Origin of the sequence: Marinoscillum sp. 108 (assembly GCF_902506655.1) — a bacterium.
GTDB lineage: Bacteria > Bacteroidota > Bacteroidia > Cytophagales > Cyclobacteriaceae > Marinoscillum > Marinoscillum luteum.
Genome location: NZ_LR734808.1, coordinates 1,502,152 through 1,528,346 on the forward strand (window position 1 = coordinate 1,502,152; position 26,195 = coordinate 1,528,346).

Genomic DNA, 26,195 nt, shown 5'->3' on the forward strand with positions numbered 1-26,195 from the left:
GTCAAAAACTTCTCAAAACTCTCCATCATGGGTTGGCGAGATACAAACGATTGCAAGCTCTCGATTCCATGATTATCTTGCATAATCCTCAAAAAACGGCCTTTTCACAGCTTTAAAATAGAAAATTCCCAATAATTAACAGGCTCCGATACAAGAATTTAAAAGGTAGCCATAGGTATCCGACGAACGACTTATATTTGCCACTTATTAAAAGCAACCTAAATACTTACTTATGAAATTCAGACCTGGTGTACTTACTGGAAAAGAGGCAACAGACCTTCTTAACTATGCTAACGAAAATGGATTTGCACTGCCTGCTGTAAATACCATCGGCACCAACACGATCAACGCAGTACTGGAAGCGGCACGGGAAGTGAATTCTCCAGTGATTGTTCAGTTTTCTAATGGTGGAGCAGCATTCATTGCCGGTAAAGGCTTGAGCAATGACAACCAGGCAGCAGCAGTGGCCGGGGCAGTAGCTGGCGCAAAGCACGTACATCAAATGGCAGAAAAATATGGTGTTTCTGTGATCCTCCACACCGACCATGCAGCCCGCAAACTCCTTCCCTGGATAGACGGAATGCTTGATGCCAACGAAAAGCACTTTGCCGAAACAGGTTCTCCACTTTTCAGCTCTCACATGATTGACCTTTCTGAGGAGCCTTTAGAAGAAAACATCGGCACCTGTAAGAAATACTTCGAGCGCATGGCCAAAATGGACATGATTTTGGAAATAGAACTGGGAGTTACCGGTGGTGAAGAAGATGGTGTAGACAATACAGACATTGACAACAGCCGACTCTATACACAACCTGAAGAAGTGGCCTATTGCTACGAGCAGTTGATGGAAATCAGCCCTAATTTCACCATTGCGGCTGCATTTGGCAACGTACATGGTGTCTACAAGCCAGGTAATGTGAAGCTTACACCTAAGATTCTTAAAAACTCTCAGGATTACATTCAGGAGAAATTTGGCACAGGCAAGAACCCTGTAAACTTTGTATTCCACGGTGGATCAGGATCCACCCGCGAAGAAATCAGAGAAGCGATCTCTTATGGTGCCATCAAAATGAACCTTGACACTGACTTGCAGTGGGCATTCTGGGACGGTATCAAAAATTATTACCAGGCCAAAGAAGGTTATCTACAGGAGCAAATCGGTAACCCTGATGGAGATGATGTGCCAAACAAGAAGCACTATGACCCAAGGGTATGGCTGAGAGAAGCTGAAAAAAGCTTTATCTCCAGATTGAAAGTGTCGTTTGAAGATCTAAACAATATCAATCAAAACGCATAATCATTCATAAAATCTAATGAAAAGCCATCCTTGTGATGGCTTTTCTGTTTTAAAGTCACCAACGAATCCAACCGGTTACTTCCAACTCCGCTTAAGAAATCGATCGAAAACCCCTATTTTAGGCCCATGAAAACACCCCTGTTAATCTTTATAATGACCGTCTGCATGTTGGCATGCAGTACCAAAGAATACAACTACAAAGGCGTGCATCCGATGAAAAAAAGCAACGAAAGAATGGTTCTGTATCAGATGTTTACCCGTCTGTTCGGCAACACCAACACCACCAACAAGCCCTGGGGCACTTTAGAGGAAAATGGGGTGGGTAAGTTCAAAGACATCAATGCAAAGGCGCTTGGGGAAATTCGAAAAATGGGATTTACCCACATGTGGTATACCGGCGTGATCGAACATGGTGTCCTCACAGATTACACCTCCTTTGGCATCCCGCTGGATGATGCAGATGTGGTAAAAGGCCGCGCCGGCTCACCCTATGCCATTAAGGACTATTATGATGTCAATCCGGATCTGGCCGAGTCAGTACCGGACAGAATGCAGGAGTTTGAAGCACTTATCAGGAGGACGCATGCTGCCAACCTGAAAGTGATGATCGATTTTGTGCCCAATCATGTGGCCAGGGCCTACCACTCAGACGCAAGACCCGAAGGCATCATTGACTTTGGGGAGGATGACGATACCACCAGGGCCTTTGATCCCAACAACAACTTCTATTACCTGCCCGGTGAGCCTTTTAAAGTACCAGAAGGTTACCAGTCGCTGGGGGACAACGACTTCCCCACCAAGGATGGACAATTCGCAGAGTTCCCGGCCAAAGCCACCGGAAACGATGTATTCTCAGCATCCCCTTCAGTGTACGACTGGTTTGAAACCGTAAAGCTCAACTATGGTGTGGATTACCAAAACAACCGCACCACATATTTTGACACAATCCCTGACACCTGGAGTAAGATGCGTGACATCCTTCTCTATTGGGCCGCCAAAGATGTAGATGGCTTCCGCTGCGATATGGCTGAGATGGTACCCGTGCAATTTTGGCAATGGGTGACCAAAGAAGTAAAGGAGCAGTATCCCGAAGTGGTATTCCTGGCGGAGATTTACAATCCCCATGCCTACAGGGAATACATCCAAACAGGTGGATTTGACTACCTGTATGATAAAGTGGAAATGTATGATACCCTGAAATATATCATACAAAACAAAATGACCACAGATGCCATCACTGGCATCTGGCAGCGCCAGGATGGGATCGGAGCCAACATGCTCAGGTTTCTTGAAAATCACGACGAACAGCGTATTGCGTCTCCTGATTTTGCGGGAGATATGTGGAAAGGCATCCCTATGATGGCGGCATCCACCTTCATGCATACAGGTCCTGTGATGCTTTATTTTGGACAGGAAGTTGGCGAACCCGGCCAGGGGGTGTCAGGTTTTGGTGGCGATGATGGAAGGACCACCATTTTCGACTACTGGGGGGTGCCAGAGCATGTAAAATGGGTAAATAACGGAGCGTATGATGGTGGCCAACTATCAGAAGATCAGAAAGCTTTGCGGGAGGAATACATCGAAATCCTCAAGGCCTGCAATAACATGGAAGCCATTCGTGAGGGCCAGTTTTATGACCTTCACTACTACAACCGCAACGATGATTACACAGGCTATAGCGATAAAGTCTACACGTTTGTCAGACATACCCCGAGCGAAGTATTACTGATCGTGATCAACTTTGATGAGAACCCACAAACCGCCAAAATAAAGATTCCGGCCCCTGCGTGGGAAACTTTTGGGATCAACACTCCTGTGGCACAAATCAGTGGACCGGTACAAATTAGCATCGAAGTGGCTTCCACACTGGATTACACGGACGACACTGATCTGGTGATTAAGGTATCCCCCATGAACTATGCGATTTATCAGATGCAGGAAAAACAATAACATGAGAGCGAATCTATGGTTGTTTTCAATGGCACTTATCACCCTTGCCTGTAGTCCTATGGAGAAAGAGTTGAAAGAATCTCTACCCGATCGCTGGCCGAATGCAGTGACTTACGAAATCTTTGTGCAGTCCTTTGCCGACAGTGATGGAGATGGGATTGGAGACATCAAAGGGATGACCTCCAAACTTGACTATCTACAGGAGCTCGGAGTAGAGGCAGTCTGGCTGATGCCCATTAACCCCTCTCCCTCCTATCATAAATATGACGTTTCTGATTACTATGGCATTCATAGCGACTATGGTACAATGGAGGATTTTCAGGAATTCCTGAAGGAAGCACACCAGCGACATATCAAGGTGATCATGGATCTGGTCATCAACCATTGCTCCAGGCTACATCCGTGGTTTCTCAATGCCCTGAAAGAAGATGGAGAATACAGAGACTATTTTGTATGGGCCGACAAAGCGGGAATTGAGGCTGAGGGAAATCTCCTGAAAGCCAAAACCGGAGATAGTGACAACATCCACCAATGGAATGAAGTAAGCGGGCAGGATGAGCTTTATTTTTCCTTTTTCTGGAGTGGCATGCCCGATCTTAACTATGATAACCCCAAACTGCGAGAAGAAATCTATGAGATTGGAAATTTCTGGCTGACCAAAATAGGCGTGGATGGGTTTCGCCTGGATGCTGCCAAACACATCTATCCGGACCATCGGGCAGCCGATAATCACGCCTTCTGGAAAGAATTCAAAACCAAAATGGAGACTTACAAACCAGAGGTCTATCTGGTAGGAGAAGTTTGGGCAGACCTGCCTACTCAGGCACCCTTTGCTCAGGGATTTAGTGCCCTTTTCAACTTTGACCTGGCTTTTTCCATTATGGAAACAGTGAAAAATGGCCAGATCGTCAGTGCCACCATCCATGAACACGCCTGGAAAGTCCTGGATGAGGGTTCTCCGGTCACACTTTTCAATGAAAGTGAGAAAGCATTTAAGCAATACAACCCCGGTTTTATCAACACCACCTTTCTCACCAATCATGATCAGAATCGGGTGATGTCATTCTTTGAGAATCACGAGAAGAAAGCAAAACTCGCTACCTCCATTCTGCTGACTTTGCCGGGAGCGCCCTACATCTACTATGGTGAGGAGATTGGCATGCGCGGATTGAAGCCCGATGAACTGATCAGAGAGCCCTTCCTTTGGGAAACCAAAAACGACTCTATGCGAACACAATGGATGGAACCCACCTATAACACCACGAATGTAGTGGCTCCGCTAAGTGTGCAGCGGAAAGACTCTGGATCTATCTTCAATCACTATAAATCACTGATTCATTTCAGGAGAAAGTCAGCCGTAATGACCTACGGAGGGGTAGAGCAGATAGACCTGGCCAATGATGAATTGCTGGCATTTACCCGATCCCATGCTGGTGACACTGTGCTGGTAGTTCACAACCTCAGCAGCCGAGTGAAGCGTATTCGCCAGCTTGAACCCTACTCCCTTATCCTTTTTACCTCTTCCAAAAAGGTAAGACAAACCGCGGATGTTTTAGCTTTGCCACCGTACCAAACAATCATTTTATCAAAACCCCAAAAATAAATTTTCAAATGAACAACATCTCAGTAATAGGCTCTGGTACCATGGGCAACGGAATCGCACACGTGTTTGCGCAGCACGGCTATCAGGTGGCCCTGATTGACATTTCGGAAGAAGCCCTAAAAAAAGCATTGGCTACCATCAGCAAAAATCTGGATCGACAGGTCGCCAAAGAGAAGATTACGGAAGCCGATAAAACGGCCACCCTTGCCAATATCACCACTTTTAGGGAGGTAGCACAAGGCGTAAAAAATGCAGATCTGGTGATAGAAGCCGCCACGGAAAATTTTGAGATCAAAAAGCAAATTTTCCAGACGATGGACGCACACTCACCGGCCAAGGCCATTCTGGCTACCAACACCTCCTCCATCTCCATCACTAAAATAGCGGCAGAAACCAAAAGACCAGCACAGGTGATCGGTATGCACTTCATGAATCCTGTACCGGTAATGAAACTGGTAGAAGTGATCCGTGGCTACGCTACCAGTGATGAAACCACCCAGGCCGTGATGGAAGCTTCAGCCAAACTCCAGAAATCACCCGTAGAAGTCAACGACTATCCTGGTTTTGTGGCCAATAGAATACTCATGCCGATGATCAATGAAGCTATTTACACCCTTTTTGAAGGAGTAGCTGGTGTAGAGGAAATAGACACGGTGATGAAATTGGGCATGGCTCACCCAATGGGCCCACTTCAGCTGGCCGATTTCATCGGGCTTGATGTGTGTCTCTCTATCATGAAGGTGCTGCACGAAGGCTTTGGCAATCCAAAATATGCACCCTGCCCGCTGCTGGTCAATATGGTCACTGCCGGCTACAAGGGCGTAAAAACCGGCGAGGGTTTTTACCAATACACTCCGGGTTCCAAAGACCTGGTAGTGAGCGGAATGTTCAAATAAAACTCAGCAATACAGGCTGCTCAATTAAATCACAGAGCAGCCTGTACTTTTGCCATACGTTAGGTATTAGGGATAAAGGCTGGTATCAAAACGCTACCCTCCTTTTTACCGATTTCATTACCTTGCCCCTTCCCTTGAACCTCATTGTATGAAAAACTACCTCCTTGTCTCCATTCTTTTCCTCGGTCACCTCACCCAGGCACAATCCGAACTTGACTGGTGGAATGATGCGGTCTTCTATGAAGTATTTCTAAGGAGCTTTTATGACAGTGATGGGGATGGTGTGGGAGACTTCAAAGGACTCACCGAAAAGCTGGATTACCTCAACGACGGTGACCCCAACACGGACACTGACTTGGGAATCACAGGCATCTGGTTGATGCCCATCAACCCATCTCCCAGCTATCATGGCTATGACGTCACCGACTATAGTGGCATCAACCCTGACTATGGCACCATGGAAGACTTCAAGGCCTTTCTGGCTGCTGCACATGCCCGCGGCATTAAGGTAATCATAGACTATGTAATGAACCACTCTTCTGCGCAGCATCAGTGGTTTGTGGACTCAAAAAGCTCCGCATCTGCTGAAAAACGGGACTGGTACAGGTGGAGCGACACGAAGCCCGGATACAGCGGGCCCTGGGGACAAAACGTTTGGCACAGCTCCGGCACCGGATACTACTACGGTATATTCTGGGATCAAATGCCCGATCTCAACTATGAAAATGCAGACCTGAAAGCCGCCATGTTTGACCATGCCGCCTACTGGATCGATGAAATAGGGATCGATGGATTTCGGCTGGATGCCGTCAAATACATCTATGAAAATGGTAGTCAGCTGGAAGACCTGGAAGCCACCCATACGTTTTTCAAAGACCTGAGCAGCCATATCAAATCCTTCAATCCTGATGCCATCACCGTAGGGGAAGCCTGGACCAGCACGAGCAAAGTGGTTCCTTACGTGACCGATGAGCGCATTGACTTCTGTTTTGAGTTTGACCTGGCCACGAGCATCATCAATGCGGCCAGATCGGGAAGTATTAGCAATCTGACTGACCAGGTCACCAATGTGATCAACGCTTACCCGTGGTATCAGTTTTCTACTTTTCTCACCAACCATGATCAAAACCGCATCATGAATGAGTTAAGTTCTGACATTGGCAAATCCAAAATTGCAGCGTCTATATACCTGACACTGCCCGGTGTACCTTTCCTCTATTATGGCGAGGAAGTGGGCATGCTGGGAGCCAAGCCAGATGAAAACATACGTCGCCCTATGCAATGGACGGGAGGGAGAAACGCCGGGTTTACCACCGCCGGATCAGCCTGGAATGCCCCCTCTTCCAATTATGCCGACAACAACGTAGATAAAATGGAAGATGACCCCTCTTCCCTACTCAACCATTACAAAAAACTCATTCATACCCGCAACGAGTATGCAGCACTGCGTACCGGAGATTTCATTACCCTTGATGCTTCTCTGGGTGGCGTGCTCACCTACCTGCGCCAATTAGATGATGAAAGGGTAGTCATTGCCATCAACACTACTTCCAGTAACAAGCGCTTCGATATTGACTTTTCGTCCTATGCAAGCGCCTCTGACCTACCGCCTTTTGACCATATAGGTGGTGAATCCCTCCTCTCGGTATCCTCTGAGGGCGATCTTAAAGGCCTCTTTTTATCTCCCTATCAGACCATGATACTTACGTTTGATCGGGAGGCCACCGTGCTCAACGCCTCCTCCTACGGGCAGTTTGAGGTTGTCCCCAATCCGGCTCATGATCTCATCAGGATCAACACTGGGACTAAAAACCTTGTACAACACTATCAATTGTTGGCTCTGAATGGTGCGGTCGTACAATCAGGAGTTTTTAAAAATGAAATCCCGGTAGAGAAGGTGGATAACGGGCTTTATCTGCTGAAAATCACAATGGGCAACATCACCCATCAGCAAAAAATCATCATCAAGCACTAGGTATGTGCCACTCAGGCATTAAACTCCTTAAGCTTTTGGGAGGTAGATCTCTATGGTTGTGCCCTGGTTGGGTTCACTTTTGATGTTCAGCCTCCCCTTGCACTCCTTTAGAAAATCCTTGACAAGGTTTAAACCCAGACCGGATCCATGCTCATCTTCGGTACCTTTTTGAGTATTGAGTTCGTTTCGAGACAAGATCAACTCCAGCTGGGATGATGTCATACCAATACCCGTATCTGACACATACAAGACGACCATCGATGGATCATCCAGGGCGGCACTGAGGGTGATGGTTCCGCCCTTTTCGGTGAATTTGATGGCATTGGAAATCAGATTTCTAATAATGGTGGACACGGCCTTTACATCGGCAAATGCCCTGATACCCTCGGGCACCTCATTTCTGATGGCTATCTCCTTGCTCTTTGCATGAAGATGATAGAGATCAGCATTTTTCTGCGACACTTCCCGAAGGTTCACCTCTTTCGGCTTAAAATCATAACCGTGCTGCTGAGCGATGGACCATAATAGCACATCTTTTAATAAAATCAACACCGAACTGGCCGAATTGTGCATATCACGCATCATATTGTCCCGTTCCTGCTTGGTCAGATCAAAACCAGAGTCAGGTGAAAGCAAATCGGCAAGTGACTTAATAATGCCCATTGGACTGATCAGATCATGGGCGATGAATCCAAACATTTTATCCTTTGTTTTATTGGCTCTGGATAGTAACAGTTTGTTCCGGTAAAGTTTAACCGACAGGTAAATGGCGATCAGTAACAACAAGACCAATAGTCCACCCATGATATACTGTTTTCTGATGGTGGACTGCTTAATGGCGAGTTGTTCTTCCTTGGCTTCATTTTCCTTTGCCAGAAAAAAGTTTTCCTGCTCTTTCTTCTCCAAATCATACTTAGCCCTGATCTCCTCCAACTGATTGTTCTTCGTAATGTTGAACAGAGAGTCTTTGGCTGCCGCATGCCGCTTGTGATAGATAAAAGCTTCCTCAAATTTGTTCTGTGCAGCGTAGTTTTCGGCCATCAAACCATACACCATCTGCTTTTCACGGGTTTCTCCAGAGAGCTCCATCAGCTCCAGGCTCTTCTGATAAAATGCGATTCCAAGATCATATTGCTTTAGTTGCGTATAAGTATCCCCCATGGTGTAATAAACAAAAATGAGACCTGAGAGAAAGTCATACCGCTTCATCACCTTTTCACCCTTTTTCAGATATTTCAAGGCCTCTCTGTACTCTCCTAGTTTATTCAGCGACTCTGCGATGTTGCTGTAATTGATGCCAGACTCAAGGCCCCTATCCATACCCAAATTGATCTGCAGTGCCTGTTCATAGAGGTCGATGGCTCGATAATAATCCTCCCTAAAAAACTCCAACACCCCCAGGTACTCATATGCCTGTGCAATATTCAGGGAGTCCTGCATACCCAGCGCCATACCCAGTGCCTCCTGATAAAGTTTGCCAGCATCATCCAGATTGCCAACACTCATGTAGATGCCCGCCAGTATATTGGAGGAGGTGATCATAGCTGCTGTATCCTGCTGTTTTCTGGAAAGCTCAATGCTTTCGATGATGAGGGTCGTGGCCCTCACGTTTTCACCTGTTCGCCACAAAATATGTGCAAGGCCTTTCAAAGCCAATGCCTTTTCATAGTCCAGGCCCATCTTTTCGGCCATCAAGAGGGCGCTATCAAATTGAACAAAAGCAAGATCAAACTGCCCCAGCTGATACCTGATGTCTCCCAGTGCCAATCGGATCGTAAGGGAGTCTGATGAATCAATACCTGTGGTCAACGCCAACTCATAAAGCTCTAAGGCACACTGGAAATCGGGTACTTTGGCACATGAATCTGCCCGGGTGATCAGCGTACCGGGCTGATCAGTGGTAGCCCCAGCAAAAACCCGTATAGGACACGATATACTAAAGAACAAGCACAGGAGCACTATGATGTAGGTCGCTTTCAATCTGTAGTGGTTAGACTAGCAAATTAGCCCCAATCTCAGTCAATGACAAAACTGAAAAAGGACCTGAGGTCTAGTATCACATCTGCATTTGGGTTCTATTGTCTAATTTAGAATGTGCGAATCAAGCTACCGACCATACCAGATGCTTAAAAGAGAAATCAGAAGATGGGATCTTGTACTTCTGCTCATCAATAGCATCATAGGTGCCGGCATATTTGGATTACCTTCCAAGATTTATGCACTCTCTGGTATTTACAGCATCGCTGCTTTGCTGGTCTGTGCTGTGATCGTTCTGATCATCGTCTTCAATTTTGCGGAAGTGGCCAGTCGGTTTGACAAAACCGGCGGACCATATCTCTATACCCTTGCTGCCTTTGGCAAAATTCCTGCCTTTGTCATTGGTTGGATTCTCCTGATCACACGCATTTCCACCTATGCGGCACTCATCAATCTCCTGGCGACCTATCTGGTGTATTGTTATCCCCCGTTTCAAGGTCAAATATGGCGTGCGGCCATCATCTCTGGGGTCACACTCCTCCTCACGCTTATCAATTTCATTGGGGTGAAGAGCTCCACCAGGGTGAGTAATGGATTGGCCATTGCTAAGGTGCTTCCGCTGTTCATTTTTGTGATCGTAGGTTTCTTCTTCATCGACACCAGCCTCATTCAGACATCTCAGTCCTACCCATCCTCTGGTGAATTTGCCACGTCCGTACTGGTACTCATTTTTGCTTTCACCGGCTTTGAATCGGTACTGGTCAATACCGGGGAAATCCAAAACCCTGCTAAGAACATTCCCTTTGCGCTGATTCTCTCCATCCTGTGCGTAGCGGTCTTCTATGATCTCATTCAGGTGGTGAGTATGGGCACACTGCCCGGGCTGGCTACTTCCAATACCCCCATCGCTGACGCAGCTCAGTTGTTTATGGGGTCTGGCGGTGGCTGGTTAATCACCGTTGGGGCAGTGATTTCTATCAGTGGCACGCTCAACAGTGTGATGCTGGTGGGCTCCAGGGTACCCTATGCACTCAGTGAAGAGAATCAGTTTCCGGGTATCTTCGGACGTCTGCACCGGAAATATCAAACACCAACGCTCTCTTTGTTGTGGTTTTCTGGTGTTGCCCTCCTGGGTTCCTTGTCGGGTTCTTTTCTGTACGCCCTTTCCATCAGTGTGATCAGTAAAATCCTCATTTTTCTTACGGTATGTGGAGCACTGATCAAGCTTCGTCGCAACAAACGCCAGCCTACCAGCTATTTCAAACTTCCATGGGGTCATCTTTTTGCAGTAGGCGGTATATTCGCCTCCTTATGGTTGCTCTTTAGCTCAAAAACAGCGGAGTTGGTCGATGTACTTATCACCACCGCCGTTGGGCTGATGCTATTTGCTTTGTACAAGCTATTTATCCGGAGATCGGAGGAAAAAGATTAATTACCATGACTGACAATAGAAAAATAAAGATCAGGCCTTATGTCATTTACTTGTTTGTGGGCATGTTCGTGATGTTTGCCCTCAACAAAGTGTTGCTCAGGCCATATGTCCTCCAAAACGATCTCCCCAATGCACTTCAGGTCATAGTGCTGTCCTTCCCCAATTTTGCTGAAGCGATCATGGGCACCATGGTACTCACAGGTATACTTTTCAGAGTCAAGCACATCACCCTACATAAAGTAACTTTCCTCAGACCTGGCCATGTATTTCTGACAGCAGCTGTCCTGGCGGCGATCTACGTCATCTCGGGCGAATTGAGGGTGCATGGGCTTGGCAATAACAACACTTATGATCCCAATGACCTGATCGCCTCTGTCATAGGACTAAATCTGGCCTATTTCACCGTACGGAAGTTTGGTTTTGCAACCATACAGGAATCTTCGGAAAACTAGTCGCAACAAAAAAGGGGCGAACATGGTCCGCCCCTTCATTAACTGCCAATATGCACCGGCCAACCGATGACCGATGAATGATGGCGTGAGTCTATTTCAAAGCCCATATTTTCTCATAACCCTTATTGGCTTCATCTGCCTTCAAACCTTCCATAGCTTCCGTAAACAATGCAATGACCCTGTCTACATTCATGATTTGATTGAGCTGATCGGTGATGTCGGCAGCATTCTTTGCGGTCTCACTGACCCCTTGTCCAGGACCTGCTATAAGGCCATTGGCATAGGTAGTAGGGCCTACTTTCCATCCATTGGTAGGTCCGTTGATCCTGAAGGACATCCGTGGGCTCAGAGAGCCATCCTCCCAGGACATGGCACAGTCTACTGTCACTGAGATGATCCCGTCCACGCCAAGCTCTTCCAGAAGTTTGATTTCCGGCTTATCTGAGGGAAAGGTACTTGTTCGGCTGGCCCATGTTTCACTAAACGTGGTTGGCAAAAGCAGCTTACAACCCTTATATGGCTTCACTACTATTTCCTCCGATACGGTATCCATCGTAGCAAACAAATTCTGGTATTGACTGGCTTTCATGGTGGTTTCTATTGGCACCAGCTGCACATTCATTTGCTCAAGTAAGGCCGTTTCAAACTTCTTGTAAAACTCATTCACAAGTTGATCCCAATAAGCCTCTGGCACCTCCGGGAAAGTTTTGGTGGTGGTGGTAGTGGTAGTAGTGGTCACATTGCCAGAGGTGGAAGTGGAGGTATTTACCTGCTGCTGCTTGAGTTGCGTGGCCCGAACTACGAAGGAAGCCATGGCCAGTTTCTTTGGTTCAGAGAGTGGCGGCCCCCAGAAGGCATTTGGCTTATTGGCATTGACTTCAAAACCATCCTTGGTTTTGGCCTTATAGCCAGCGTTGAACTCATCAGTACCGATACCCAGAAAGGTTTTTTGATCCCCCACCAAATTAATGGGTGACCAGTCCATGGCTCCGGATATCACCTGAGCAGCACCCAAAGCAGGCAGGTTCACTACTTTTTCCTTTGTGCGCTGCACCAGCAGGTAATTGCTTCCCTGCTCAAACTTGTAAGCTGTGGTGGCTGTATGCCTGAAGGCTTCTTTCGGAATGATGATTTTGGTGGTGCTTTTGAAAAAACCAATTTCGTTAAAGCCCCTGATACCCATCACTTTTCCCAACACGGCTACATAAAAATCCGCGGTGCCACCCTCGGGATGGTTGAGCTCCAGCACCAGGTCCTCATCCATGTTCACATCTACCACTTCGCCTTTGGGTTTCCCATTGACCGAAATGATTTCAATCGGCTCGATAGGATCTGCCTTCAACTCAGCCTGATCCCCGCGCACAGTAGACACGTTGACGGTATGTGCTCCGCTGTTTTGCGACACAATACCTCCATAAAACCCATTGGCCACATGCTCTGTAAGGTTTCCATCAATATTTACCGTACCATCAATCTTACTCATCCCAACGCCTTCTTTTTTCAGAAATAACACACCAGCCATGTCCATACCGGGCTCCCAGAAACCGAAATATTCGGTTTCGATCGTCTCCGTCTCGCTGGGATAGAGGTTTTGCATGTAGATCACCTGCATGGAAAGGGTAGACAAATCATCGGTAGTAGATGTAAGTAGATTTCCCGCCAGCTTGCCGAGGGATTTCATAACATTGAAATTTTTGGCTTTTGCTTTCAGCTTGCCGCCGAAACCCCCGGATTCTTCTTCCGTGGCTTCCTCTTTTGGATCATCGTTTGCGTCGTCCTTCTTTCCAAAAGGTAATTTTTGTGCTTCCGCATTGAATGCAAGAAGACCACCCAGGGTCAAGTAGATGGCGAATAGTTTGATTCGGTTCATGTGCGTGATGTTTTTTGGATAAAGTTATGCTTGCCTATGAGCCGAAAACATACCCTGCTCTCGGTATATTGTAGTACGTGGATACCGAAACCGCTTAAGCCAATTGAGTGCCTCTCATCCTCCTTTCGAGCTGAAATTCGGCGTACCAACCTTCTGAAAAATTGCACCCAGTAAAGCCCTGGTAGCTGCATGGTAGTTTAGAGTTAATTTGGCCAAGTGTTGCTGCTCCTGTGGTGTAAGGCTCTTTACTTGTTTGAGAACAACAGGTACCTGATCGGGACAGGAGTCTGGGAATAATATCCTTTATAGCATCCAACAACTGAAGTAATTAAATATCCTGATCTATCTGCAACTGTACAAGAAAAGATGCTCCTTATAAGAGCATCCTTTCATAGCAAGTGCAAGTCTACCTGTACTCGGCAAGCATTCCTTGAATTCTCTGCATCCACGCCTGATCAACAGACTCATATTTACCATCACTGAGTGTTCCATTCAAATTGGTAAAATGATAATAGCCATGATTGGTTGTATTTCTATTGTGGGAATTGATGAAATCAATATTATCCTGAGCATAGTCCAACCAGGCAGAATTGCCATCGGCCTCATAAAGCTTGATCATCGCCTGAGACCCCCAACCGCACCAAGCTGGATTTACTCTAGGGTCTGAAGTATTGAATTCGTAAACGTTGGAAGTATAGTCCCAAAGAACTGTATTTAGCGCAATACCGAGGTTTTGAGCTTTAGTGAGATAACTGTTATTACCAGTTACGTCATAGTAGGCCAGGTATGCTTCTATCATGATGGCATTGTCATAGGTAAACTTCTCATACCGCTTTGTTCCGCCCGGTTCGATTTGCCAGATAAATAGTCCATCACTGCTATCATACATTTCACTTTCTAACCACGCCTTAATTGAATTGGCCCAGGAGAGATAATACGATTGTCCGGTAAGATCATAGAGCCTGATAAACAAATGCATGGCTAGACCATTGGTTTGAGTTGGCTTGACGTTTGGCGCCACATTCTTTGTGCCATCATTCCACCAGAACCCACCGTTAAAGGTATAATCCCAGACACCAGCATTCATAAGCCAGTTAGCTACCGCAATGGCCGAATTCAAGTACTGGGTTTGTTGAGTACCTGATGTAACATTGTAGCAATCAAGGTATGTAATTCCGGTTACTGAATTGTCATCTACATACTTGTCGCCTCCTGCACCTGTACCATCCAGGTTAACTGAGGAAAAATACCCTCCAAGTCCACTGGATGCATAGTCCCACATATTTCCCATAAATGTATAAGTATCATTCATATACGGAAGGTATTGTGTATCACCTTGCCTTACCATTTCCGCATCCGCATAGATGTGGCTGACATTGTACCATTCCCAACAGTTGTTATAATTGGTCGTAAGATTAGCATGATAACTATCATAGGAAGTCAATGTATTTCCATAAATAAAATTATGGGTTTCTTGAGCCTTTGTCCAATATGCAGAATTTGCAGTGGATGAGGGAACTACCCCTGGCTCCATGGGTGGAGAGATCTTGGTTACATCCACCTCTTGATGGCATGAGAAAAGAATCATCAAAATTACTAAGGACAGACTTTTTGGGTTTTCTTTTTTCATTGTGTTATTGATTTATGTTTATTAAAAATTTTCAGAGAGTATTCCGGCCCCCTAGGGGCCGGAATTGGATTCCCACATGACATGGAAAGTCCGCCTTAGTGTCCTAATAGCCCTATTTGATAAATGCCTTTACCACTAAAACGGGGGTTTGAGATAAATTCTCAATAACATATTGATTCGCGGCGGCAGGAATAACGAATGTTTCAGCATACTTGAATATCATGGAATTGTTTTTGGTCGTAACCCGTATTTGACCTCCTTCTACTAGGCTCAACACATGCGCTTTACCTTCTGTATTTATTGTCACCTCTGAGTTGACCACATATCTGTGCACATCATATAAATGCTTTTCGTGGGTGGGCAAATGATACAATTCCCAGTTTTCTGTCTGATCAAGTAGGTAGGGTTTCGAGATGAGTTCGTCCTTTACACTTGCTCCGGATCGTTCGAAATCGAGATTATCCATGCCTCTTTCGATATTCAAGGGCCTTGGATTACCATCCAGATCCAGCCTCAACCAGTCATACATCTTAAAAGTATAGATGTACGGTGTGGAGCTAATCTCTAGTACCAGATTATCCGTTCCTGACCCGTGAATAGTGCCAGGAGGAATGAGATACAGGCCATGCTTTTGTGCATCGAAAACCTGAACGTACTCTTCAATCTTAATTGTTTCTTTATTTTTCTGACTATTCTCCAGAGCCTCCTGAAATGCTGCAGGGGTTACTCCTTCTTGAAATCCAAGATAAACTTTCGCATCATTTTGACAATCAAGTATATAGTAGGTTTCTTCCTGTGTGATATTCTCACCAAAGTTCTTTTTCATGTAATCCAGCTGAGGATGGCACTGGATAGAGAGGTTACCACCATCAAACGTGTCTAGAAAATCAAAACGAATTGGGAACTCAAAACCATACTCCTCATAGTCGGTTCCGAGTATCTTTTGGCCGGCCATGAACATAAGAAAATCAAAAGAATACTCAAGCATCAATCCTGAGCTCTCGATAATGACCCCATTTTCAGGAACAATCAATTCAAAAGACCATGCATAATTGACCACATCCTGTTCAAGGCCTTCGATTTTGTCTTTGATCCAGGTTCCGCCCCAGGCACCTGGCTCAAACCACGGGCGTACACGAATAGGCTCTTCTACAATTTTAGCCAAGGTTTTCCTCCATTCATTCCCTTTAATCCATGTTATATTCTGCGAACGCTGCCCATCCACCAAAAGATCAATCTCATTTTTCACTCGCTCCTTATGCTTATTGAGTACAACCCAATCAACGAAATAGAACCGTTTGTACATGACCTTCGGGTCTGCAGGCTTAGAGCTGCCCAAATTGAGAACCGATCCCGCCCTTGATCGAAATTGAATTTCGCTTTTACTTATTTCAAAGTAGACATTCACCCCGTCAACTGGGATCAGAGAAGCACCCACTCCATAAAAAATTATCGGTTCGACGGTGTTTTCGGAAGCCAACGTTTTTAGCTGATCTGAATTGAAAAAATCAATAAGCTCTAGACATGTTAGCTTTCCGAAAACCGGATCATCACCTCCTAAAAACGGCCCAACCTTATCGTTGATCTCCTCCTCTGGAAACATAGCATCCTTTACATTCACCCATTTCGGGCGAATATCAATTTTCTCAAACGCGCTATCCAACTGCTGCTTGAGGTCTTCAAACAAGACTCCCACATAGCCATCGATCTTTACATGAGAACTATTAGCCAACTCCCTGGCCAGTGACTCATAACCTTCAAATATTAACCCTGCACCTATATTATGAGTCGGGTAGATATCATATCCGTTTGATCTATTCTCTTTCTTTACGGGTAATTCGTACTGTTGTGTATTTCTAATTTCCTCTTGCTGTGTTACAGACATTTGCTCTTGCTTTATTCTAATACTTTATTCACCTCTATAAATTGCAGCCCTGCCAAATACTTCGATCATACACGCCTGATGCAAAAGCCAGAAGTACCTTCCCTGGCTGTTGCCGGACCAGTCTTCATAAAAGTGGCCCTCCTGAGTGCGCGCATTTTCCCATGCATGATCTGCGTTTTTGATAAAAACCTCAATGTATTCTTTCGATTTGTCGTCATACGTTGACAACTTGATAAATGAGGTCATCAGCTCAGTATTAAACCATGGATCATTCGCCGGAAAGAAAAGTTGATCGTCACGCACAGATGTAAACTTTGAAAAAGATGATCTGGCCGTGGCAATGGACTCATCTAAATAGGATTGCTCTCCGGTGATCTCATAGAGGTTCACCCCTGACATGATCATCATGGCGGCATTGTAAGTCCACTTTACAGGGTTGATTTGATTGGTACCTATGTTTATATCGTTCCAATACAAATCATCAGAAGTATCCCGTAAAGTGTTGTAATTCCACTTATAAGTCCTTTTCGCAAAGTCAAGATATCTTTCTTCCTGAGTCTCTTTATACAGCTCACTGGTGACAAAAGCTGCATATGCGGTAGTATTGGCTGCTTTTATGCAATTGGGGCCGGAGGTACAATCTCCGGCTACTGCTTCCAGCCAGTAGAGGCCACCGCCCATTCGTGAATCTTCACCGGACATGATAAATTCCGTAATTGCAATGGCCCGATCCAGAAACTGCTGATCTCCGAGCAACCTGTAAGCGTCTATCAACTCCATCGCCACAATACAATTGTCATCATAATAGTGGTCAGATTTGACCTCAATTATGGGATATGCCTGATACCCGGGAAGCTCTTCCCTGGCTTCATAAAAAAACTCCAAACCATCAAATTCCTTGTCATGGATGGATTGGTCATAACCCAGCTCATAGAGCACATTACCGGCAGTGAGCATTCCTACATAAGGCCAGAGATAGCAGTACTTGTTATCTCCACCTTGAGTAGGATTATTCTCCCGATATAAGTCACCAGCTTTATAATTGTTTTGGATGAAATCATAAACAGACTTTGCCTTCTCCTTATAAGATATCTCAACACTTGTAGTGTCTTTGTCCGTAGGGTCAACAAGCTGATCATCCACGGGTTCTTTGCAGGCGATTAAGCTGATAATTGATATAATTAGAATATTCACAACTGTATATTTCATGTGTATTTAATAGTACTAATTCAATTCAAACTCATGGTAATAGTGATCCGCTTTGGGATCAAATATTACCCTTACGGTAAATGGTGCTCCATTGTACTCATCAGCAAACTTCCAGGCTCCTTGCCAGTAACCTGCATCAGCTCCAAGAAAATAAACATTGTAGTAGCTGACTGGCTCTTCTCCTGTTGGCCTGACATTATAAGCACTCTGACCCTCTACCAGCGATGCATTCATAGCTTCGTTGTGAAAGCTGCCAAGGTAAGTTTGCGTCCCATCTATCATAAATTTGAAGCGATATCGCTCTTCCTCCCAACCTAACCAGTCTGGGGCTTCCGGATCGCCGGGATTTAGAAAATCAAAAAATCCATTGGTTGATTCAAAGGTGTGATTACCGACATAAGATAATTCCGCCTTGGTGACCTGACTCGCAAATATGTAGAGCTCCAAATCCGATATTTTCTCATAGGAAATGGTGGCAGCAGACAAATTCATCCTTATCCTGTAAACTCCCTCTTCTCCGGTAAATGAAGTAGCCTGATCCCCACTTCTGATTTTACCTTCACTGTTCAGGTAATAGTTGTTTACCGTAGAGTCCGGATTATTCGAATCAACAATATAGAATTCACCCGGTGTTAGTTTAGAAATTGATTCGAAAACACCAGGGTTGAAGTTATCTGTAGGTAGTTCGTTGACAATCTCTTTGAAGGCAACCGCATCTGACAACTCCTCGCCTTCTGTCGCTGATCCATGGATGTACATGTATTTCGGGAAAATCGCCAAACCTTCAGGCCTTGTCAGCGAAAGCTCAAGACTTTGATCAAAGACCTTTGACTGATATCCACTGGAGGCTTTTACAGTCCATTTCACCTTACCCGTTGTTAACTGTTCAATACCTGCCTTGGCAGCTATTATATTCAGAAACACTTGGCTCAAAGTAAGCGTAGTTCCTCCTCCTTTGTTGTCAGATGAAATGGAATAAATTGGTTCTTCGAATGAGCCGCTTTCCACATCAAATAAAACTGTGTAGAGTATCAATCCCCCATCAGCGGCCTGTGCCGGAGTCCAGTTAAAAGTCACGCTTTCTCCATTTTCAGGATCTATTTGAATTCTTGTGTCATTCACAGGACCTTCCAATGAACCCACCTGCGCTATTTCACTATTAAGTTCAAATTCCTCCTTATTACAGGAGAAAAACATCAAGGCAAAAACCATTGCCAAAACCGAATATTTTCTAATCTTTTTCATTACCAATTTGGGTTTTGTGATAATTTGTCATTGATATCTCTTTCACTTTGCGGAATAGGCCAGAGATAGTGCTTGTCAGTATCAAAAGTTCTTAAATCCACTCTTTCATAACCATCATCCTGTGGTGACACATTGGTTTGTATACCATGTGCCCAGCCGTCAAGTACTTCATCTGCGATTTGCCACCTCCTGATATCAAAAAATCTGTGCCCTGCTTCAAAAGCCAGTTCTAACCTTCTTTCATTGCGTACTATAGTTCGCAATGCTTCCTGGTCATTCCCAGGGTAATTCAATGCTGCAGCACCAGATAAACCAGCCCTTTCACGAATCTGCCGAACGGTATTATTCCAATCAGCAGAAGTAAAAGTTCCTGATTCAATCTTTGCTTCAGCGTAGTTGAGCAAGACTTCTGCATACCTGATCACTATGAGATTCAAACCAGAATTTGATACATTTCTTGCTTGCTGGTCATAAAATTTAGACACATAATATCCGGTAGGTGTGGAATTGGACGAGAAGTTCAACCCATTTGGTTCGGCACCAGGTGAAGTATCGATAGTCACTTCATTTCCACTAAAATCAGTCAAGCTATATTCATCATGAATAATTGTCGCTGAAAGCCGGGGATCTCTATTTTGGTAAGGGTTTGATTCATCGTACCCTGATAATGGATCATCTATAGCAAGGCCATTGGCCATTGGGTAGCTATCAACCAGCTCCTGCAAAGGAGAAAAGTTGGCATAACCACCCAAACTTGGAGGAATCAAGAAGTACTGAATGCCATGCTCCCGATCCACCGGCACATACTGCAAACTCAGTATCACTTCTTCATTATTTTCATTGGCCATGTTAAACAGCCCACCATAGTCAGGAAACAGAGCGTATTCATCAATCAATTGTCCTGCCAAAGCAGCGGCTTCAGAATGCTGACCATTATACAGGTGTACCCTGGATTTGAAAGCAATAGCTGCTCCTGAAGTAATTCTTCCTTGCTGATCTCCCGCAACATCTGAAGGTAAGTCCGAAATGGCCAGATCAAGTTCATCATAGATAAAACCAAGAATCTCAGCTTCATCAGTACGTGTGACCTCCAGCGACTCCTCAATGCTGATTTCATCGGTAATGAAAGGTACGTCTCCAAACAGTTCGATCAAATAGAAGTAATGCCAAGCCCTGATGAACCTCGCTTCTGCGATGTAGGCAGCTCTTTTCTCTTCACTTATCTCGACAACATTATTAATGTTATTTAAGAAAATATTGGATCGGCGAATACTGGCGTAACGACCAGACCACATGCCACGCACCACTCCATTTGAGGCGTCATAGTTTCCATTGGCAATGTTTCGATAGCCTTCCTGTGCCCTGGTATAAGCATCATCACTGAGTGCACTCAATAGTAAATAAGAGTCTGCACTCATTAAGTCAGCATACATGGAGTTCAGAAAGATTCTTGCATCCTCCTCGGTCTGCCAATAATTAAGTTCACTTTGTGCATCCTTAGGCACCAGATCCAAATCGGCACAGCTACTGATCACAGCTATCACCACTAAATATGTTATAATTCGTTTCATTGATCTGTTTGTTTAAAAATTAATATCTAACCCTGCTGAGATGACTCGGCTTACCGGATACACTCGACCACTATAAGGTGCTCCTGCTCCGCTAAGGCTGCCATTGACCTCTGGATCTAGGCCAATATCAAATGGACTGAATGTCAATAAGTTGAACCCTGACACATAAAATCTGGCATTCGACATTCCAATTTTACCGGTCCACGTTTCCGGTAGCGTATATCCAATCTGTACATTTTTGATGCGTAGATACTTAGCATCAAAAATCCAAAAATCTGACCGGGCTGCATTGTTGACTGATTCAGAACCAATGGTTAATCTTGGATAAGAAGCATCCGTATTCACAGGTGTCCACCTATCCAGATGTTGCTTAAAAACAGGACCTTCGTTGCTATTGTGAAAAGCCTCTACAATTTCACCCCTTACCCACTGAGATCTCTTACCTAACCCCTGTAGAAACAGGCTGAAATCAAGTCCATTCCACTCAGCTCTATATGTGAAACCAAAATTGTATCGCGGAAATGGGTTACCCACAATGAACCGGTCATCTTCATAGTTGATTTCATCATCACCATTTCTGTCTACATACTTAATATCTCCAGGCTTCACACTTGTGGCAAAGATGGGTGTAGCACTTGCATCGATCTCCTCTGTGGAGTTAAAAAAGCCATCAGACATTAGGGCATAGTAAGAATACATCGGATACCCTTCTCTGAGGATGGTCTGAACATCACCACCAGAAATAAACTCTCTTCCTTTTAGGTCAACGACTTCATTCAGGTTATCAGATACGTTCACATTAAATGAGTGATTGAATGAGCCACTTCTGAAACGGTAATCAAGAGCAACTTCCCATCCACGATTTCTTACTGAACCTGCATTTTGAAAGGGTTGCCCCAATCCATAAATATCTGGTACAGGCAGTTGCAATAGGATATCTTCTGTAAGGTTGTCAAACACATCCACGGACAAATTCAACTGATCTTTCATAAAGGAAAGATCCAATCCAATATTTTTCATGGTAGATGTCTCCCAGGTTCTGGAAGCATTGGATACGGAATAAAAAGATCCGGGTACCCCCACATTTCCAAAAGCATAAATATTTGGAGAAGCACTTACTAGACTTTGGTAGCCATAAAGGTCGTTGATGTCCTGGTTACCCAACTTGCCCCATGAGGCACGTATCTTGGCAAATGATATAACTGACGTGAGTGGTTGGAAGAAAGCCTCATTGCTAGCCACCCAACCTAAGGAAAAGGAAGGAAACGTACCCCACCTATTCTCATCAGAGAACCTGGACGCCCCATCATATCTCAGATTGGCTTCAAACAAGTACTTGTCTGAAATGGTATACCCTACCCGCCCAAAGAATGAATTAATAGCCCAGTCATTTGCCGATCCGTATGTTTCGCTCTGAAGAATCTCCGATGTATTTCCGATGACTCCAAATTCATTCCCAGGTACATCTAAGCCCGTCACTCCAAAAAATTGCGTCTTGAAACTTTCAGATGAAGCACCAATCAAAACCTCAAACTCGTGATTATCAAATAACTCCAGTTGATAATTGGCAGTAACATACGGATTCAAATAGAGTGATCTACTGTACTGATCCGTTACGGAGTTTTGATTATCACCACCTCCAGGGTAAGCGTACGTTATCGCCTTTCGGAACTGGTGGGTTTGGTTGCTCGTAATATTACCACCTAATACACCTCGCAATGTCAACCCATCTATTGGTTTATATTCCAGGCTAACATTTCCCAATGCTTCATCATTTTGACTAGTCCTGGAACCACCTTGTTCCAGTCTGGCTAAACTGTTACCATTACTACCACTTACCAGGGTATAATCTCCATTCTCGTCTACTATGTCATAAATAGTTGGTATTCGAACTGTCGGCTCTATCAACCACTCGGTCCACCATGCATGATCCTTAATGTCGTTTCTGGCAAAAGACATGCGACCTGACACCTTCAACTTATCACTGATCTCCTTTGATAGGTTAATTCGAAAGTTGTATCTCTTATAGCCATAATCTGGACCCTTGAACAAACTATTCTGGTCCAGGTAACCCAAAGACATAAAATAGTTAAGGCCATTATCAGCTCCACTCATGGATAAATTATGGCTGCTTTGCGCTGCCTGGTCTTTAAAAATCTCTCTGTAATGAAATGTGTTCGGGCCATTTTCCTTAAATCCTAAAATCTGCTCAGGTGTGAAAGCTGGTGATAGCCCAGAGTTGACCAAAGCTTCATTCCGGAGCGTGGCGTACTCCCATGAATCAGCAGCCTTAGGAAAATTAGTCGGCTGCTGGATCCCCATCATTGTGCTGTAAGTGAACTTAGGTTTCCCCGGTTCTCCTGATTTTGTGGTAACTAAAATCACTCCATTAGCAGCCCTTGACCCATAGATTGCTGCTGAAGCTGCATCTTTTAGTACACTTACACTTTCAATATTATTCGGGTTAACATTATTTAGCGAACTGATTACTCCGTCTACCACTATCAGTGGTGTGTTTCCATTGATCGTACTCAACCCTCTGATATTGATTTGAGGTACTGAGCCCGGCTCTGAAGTTCCTTGCTGTATGATCAGCCCGGGAGCTTCACCCTGCAAGGCCTGGTAAGAATTAGTTACAGATTTCCCTTTAAATGCCTGCTCATCAACCTGACTTATGGAGCCAGTTAAGTTTACTTTTTTCTTGGTTCCATAGCCAACAACTACAACTTCTTCAAGTGAAGCGTAATCAACTTCCAGCATGACTTCTATCTGTGTTTGAGCGCTGGACAGTGTAACCTCTCGCGATTGAAAACCAACAAACGACGCCACGATTGTCTTGGTGTTTTCACCGGCTAGTAAAAGTTGGAAATTACCGTCTATATCGGTGATTGTACCATTAGACGTGCCTTTCTCAACTACAGAGGCCCCAATTAATGGCCCATCTTCACTTGTGACTGTACCTTTGATCACCCGCTCTTGAGCAAACAATCCAGTGCTCAACAAAGCCAAAAGGCATAGTGATAAAAATTTTGTATAATTCTTCATCATCTGTATTTGAGTTTATTGTTTTAGGACTTTTTGTGAAATATTGACCTTATCATTAGAGATCTCAATCAAGTACATCCCTTTTGGAAGGTGTGATATATTTAGGGATGTTTGTTGTGTATCTTGACTGAGATATACCCTACCGTCCATTCCGATGATACTGTATGTAAAGGCTCCTTCCAGTCCTTCTATTTTCACAAAATTATTTACCGGATTGGGATAGACCTGAAGACCTACTTGAGAATCAGTAGATAAGGTTACCTGCTCTTCCAACACCCCCACAGTGGTACTTTCCGTTGCTGAACCTCCATAGCTATCAGATACCGTAAGTACTACGTCAAATGTCCCAACTTGCTCAAAACTATGAGTGACCTGCACACCTTCTCCCGTATTTCCATCGCCAAAATCCCAGTCATATGAAAGTTCGTGTCCTTCAGGATCAACAGTAGTTGAAGCGTCAAAATCAACTGTGAGTACCAAAAATCCAGACGTGGCTGAAGAGGTAAAAGCGGCTATTGGATTCTGGTTAACAGAAACAGAAACAGACAAACTAGCCGTACTACTGGCCTCTCCATCTGAAACCATCAATACTACCTCATACTCACCTTCGGTATCATAAGCATGACTAACTGACTCACCAGATTCACTATTGCCGTCACCAAAATCCCAAGTGTAAGTCAGAGGATCTCCATCTCTGTCAGAAGAACCTGACGCATCAAAAGTAAATGTCTGACCAATAACCCCATCCTCAATATCAACAGTCGCACTGGCCTGAGGAGCCTGGTTTTCGGTATCGGTCGATTGTGTAACATAATAACCATTCTGAACCCAGGTTACGTTGCTCAAAGTACCGGTGTATACCTGTGCTACGTCAGTTGTTGTATTTCCAGCCCCCTCATTGAAAGCCCATGCAGCGATTAAATCATCAGATGCTTCTTCGATAATCGTATCCTTAAGCAGCAAGACTTCACCCGACTTAATTGCGGTATTCCATAACCTTACATTGTCAATTTTTCCAGTAAACCCACGATCTCTGTATTCAGAACCTTCACCAACTGTAAAAGCAGTTGTAGAGACTCCTACTGCATTGGTGTTATATGCTTTGGCCATTTCAGAACCATTAATGTATAGTCTCAGCGTATCCTCGGCATAAGTACCCACCACATGAGACCACTTTCCAGAATCCAGGGCATTGTCTCCTGAGTTGATCAGATTCCAGTTTCCACTCCCTCCAAAATAAAAGTCAACACCGTATGTACCGGCCATTCTTAAAGTGATACCATTTGGCCCATCTGTTCCATTTTCACCTGAAACGATATATCCGTTGTTATTTTCAAATGGGCACACCATCGCTTCAATAGTGAAAGGAGCAGCAGGAGATAAAGATGCATTCACACCAAAGTCCACCAAACTTGGCGTCTGGCTTTTATCAAAAACTAATGAAAAGTCCTCCTTTAAAGATACTCGGGTAACTGAGTTGCCTAAAGTTGCTGCATAGGCACCACCAGCACTTGAAGCTGTGCTTCCAGATACTTCATTAAACAACCACGCAGCGATTAAACCCGTCTCTGTACCGGCTGGTTCTTCAAACAAACTTTCTTTGATGGCCGTCTCTGAGCGAGCTTCAGACCATATCTGCACATTGTCAATAATACCTGTAAATCGTCTTTCCTTCCATGTAGCACCCTCTCCTATAATCAGATTCTGGGTTGAGGTAATCATTGGCTCAGCTGGTTGATTGGATGTGACCGAATCTCCATTCATCAAAAGTACCAGGTCGGTACCATCATAGGTAGCCGCCACGTGTGTCCATGTTTTCAAAGGAACTGTAACTTCTCCACTGTTAATGGTATGCCATCCAGGAATACCGTGAACAAACTCTACAGCGTCATTTGTTGACATCCGAAACGAAAATCCTTTTTGATCATCCTCAGTAGCCATAATGTAGCCATTAGTATTGGCAGCTTCCAGATAAATCCATGCCTGATAGGTGTAACTTCCTTCAGTGAGATAATCGTCATTATAACCTGCATCAACATAACTATCAGTGTTGCTTGCATTCAATTTGACTGCTCCATTCTGGCCTAAAGCCGAAATAGCTATGGTGCAAAAGAGTAAAAGTAAGTAGGTATGTCTCATATAGGTTTTAGTTTAATTG

At 44.7% G+C, this 26,195-nt stretch carries 16 protein-coding genes; 7 read left to right on the forward strand and 9 right to left on the reverse strand.

The genetic code is table 11. From position 1 onward, the window contains the following. Positions 1-232 precede the first annotated feature (232 nt). The 5 genes from fbaA to GV030_RS06280 all read left to right on the forward strand — a co-directional run bounded on the left by fbaA (position 233) and on the right by GV030_RS06280 (position 7,721). Positions 233-1,297 (forward strand): class II fructose-bisphosphate aldolase, encoded by a 1,065-nt coding sequence (fbaA, locus tag GV030_RS06260; protein WP_159580871.1) that lies wholly within the window; start codon positions 233-235, stop codon positions 1,295-1,297. A gap of 126 nt (positions 1,298-1,423) precedes the next feature. Then, the gene (locus tag GV030_RS06265; RefSeq protein WP_159580873.1) at positions 1,424-3,247 is read left to right on the forward strand and encodes an alpha-amylase family protein; all 1,824 of its coding nucleotides are present in this window, start codon (positions 1,424-1,426) and stop codon (positions 3,245-3,247) included. 1 nt (position 3,248) lies between these two features. Beyond that, positions 3,249-4,850 carry an alpha-amylase family glycosyl hydrolase gene (locus GV030_RS06270; RefSeq protein ID WP_159580875.1) on the forward strand — a complete coding sequence of 534 codons (1,602 nt, stop codon included), beginning with the start codon at positions 3,249-3,251 and terminating at the stop codon, positions 4,848-4,850. Positions 4,851-4,858: 8 nt separating this feature from the next. Beyond that, the gene (locus GV030_RS06275; protein WP_159580877.1) at positions 4,859-5,746 is read left to right on the forward strand and encodes a 3-hydroxybutyryl-CoA dehydrogenase; all 888 of its coding nucleotides are present in this window, start codon (positions 4,859-4,861) and stop codon (positions 5,744-5,746) included. A 148-nt stretch (positions 5,747-5,894) separates the two neighbouring features. Continuing rightward, positions 5,895-7,721 carry an alpha-amylase family glycosyl hydrolase gene (locus GV030_RS06280; RefSeq protein ID WP_159580879.1) on the forward strand — a complete coding sequence of 609 codons (1,827 nt, stop codon included), beginning with the start codon at positions 5,895-5,897 and terminating at the stop codon, positions 7,719-7,721. A 27-nt stretch (positions 7,722-7,748) separates the two neighbouring features. Here the strand turns inward: GV030_RS06280 and GV030_RS06285 are convergent, their stop codons facing one another. After that, positions 7,749-9,701, reverse strand: coding sequence for a tetratricopeptide repeat protein (locus tag GV030_RS06285; RefSeq protein WP_159580881.1), 1,953 nt, complete (start codon positions 9,699-9,701; stop codon positions 7,749-7,751). Between the two features lie 142 nt (positions 9,702-9,843). On the opposite strand from GV030_RS06285, the gene GV030_RS06290 reads away from it, so the two are divergent. Continuing rightward, entirely contained in the window at positions 9,844-11,130 is a 1,287-nt protein-coding gene (locus GV030_RS06290) for an APC family permease (RefSeq protein WP_159580883.1), read from the forward strand. Positions 11,131-11,135: 5 nt separating this feature from the next. After that, complete coding sequence (locus GV030_RS06295) at positions 11,136-11,582, forward strand: hypothetical protein (protein WP_159580885.1); 447 nt, start codon at positions 11,136-11,138, stop codon at positions 11,580-11,582. A gap of 91 nt (positions 11,583-11,673) precedes the next feature. Here GV030_RS06295 and GV030_RS06300 read toward each other — a convergent pair whose 3' ends face one another. From GV030_RS06300 to GV030_RS06335, 8 genes are all read right to left on the reverse strand, one after another. Beyond that, positions 11,674-13,452, reverse strand: coding sequence for a hypothetical protein (locus GV030_RS06300; RefSeq protein WP_159580887.1), 1,779 nt, complete (start codon positions 13,450-13,452; stop codon positions 11,674-11,676). Between the two features lie 406 nt (positions 13,453-13,858). Beyond that, a complete protein-coding gene (locus tag GV030_RS06305; protein ID WP_159580889.1) occupies positions 13,859-15,082 on the reverse strand; it encodes a glycoside hydrolase family 76 protein in 1,224 nt (407 codons plus the stop codon). Positions 15,083-15,194: 112 nt separating this feature from the next. Next, positions 15,195-16,967, reverse strand: a complete 1,773-nt coding sequence (locus GV030_RS06310) for a class I mannose-6-phosphate isomerase (protein ID WP_159580891.1) — start codon at positions 16,965-16,967, stop codon at positions 15,195-15,197. 24 nt (positions 16,968-16,991) lie between these two features. After that, entirely contained in the window at positions 16,992-18,176 is a 1,185-nt protein-coding gene (locus GV030_RS06315) for a glycoside hydrolase family 76 protein (RefSeq protein ID WP_159580893.1), read from the reverse strand. A 15-nt stretch (positions 18,177-18,191) separates the two neighbouring features. Further along, complete coding sequence (locus tag GV030_RS06320) at positions 18,192-19,421, reverse strand: SusE domain-containing protein (protein ID WP_159580895.1); 1,230 nt, start codon at positions 19,419-19,421, stop codon at positions 18,192-18,194. After that, the gene (locus tag GV030_RS06325) at positions 19,421-20,992 is read right to left on the reverse strand and encodes a RagB/SusD family nutrient uptake outer membrane protein (RefSeq protein WP_159580897.1); all 1,572 of its coding nucleotides are present in this window, start codon (positions 20,990-20,992) and stop codon (positions 19,421-19,423) included. The genes GV030_RS06320 and GV030_RS06325 overlap by 1 nt, the downstream gene beginning before the upstream one ends. Before the next feature lie 12 nt (positions 20,993-21,004). Further along, on the reverse strand, positions 21,005-24,040 hold the full coding sequence (locus tag GV030_RS06330) for a TonB-dependent receptor (protein ID WP_221413291.1): 3,036 nt from the start codon (positions 24,038-24,040) through the stop codon (positions 21,005-21,007). A gap of 12 nt (positions 24,041-24,052) precedes the next feature. Beyond that, positions 24,053-26,176 (reverse strand): LamG-like jellyroll fold domain-containing protein, encoded by a 2,124-nt coding sequence (locus GV030_RS06335; RefSeq protein WP_159580899.1) that lies wholly within the window; start codon positions 26,174-26,176, stop codon positions 24,053-24,055. Between the last annotated feature and the right edge of the window lie 19 nt (positions 26,177-26,195).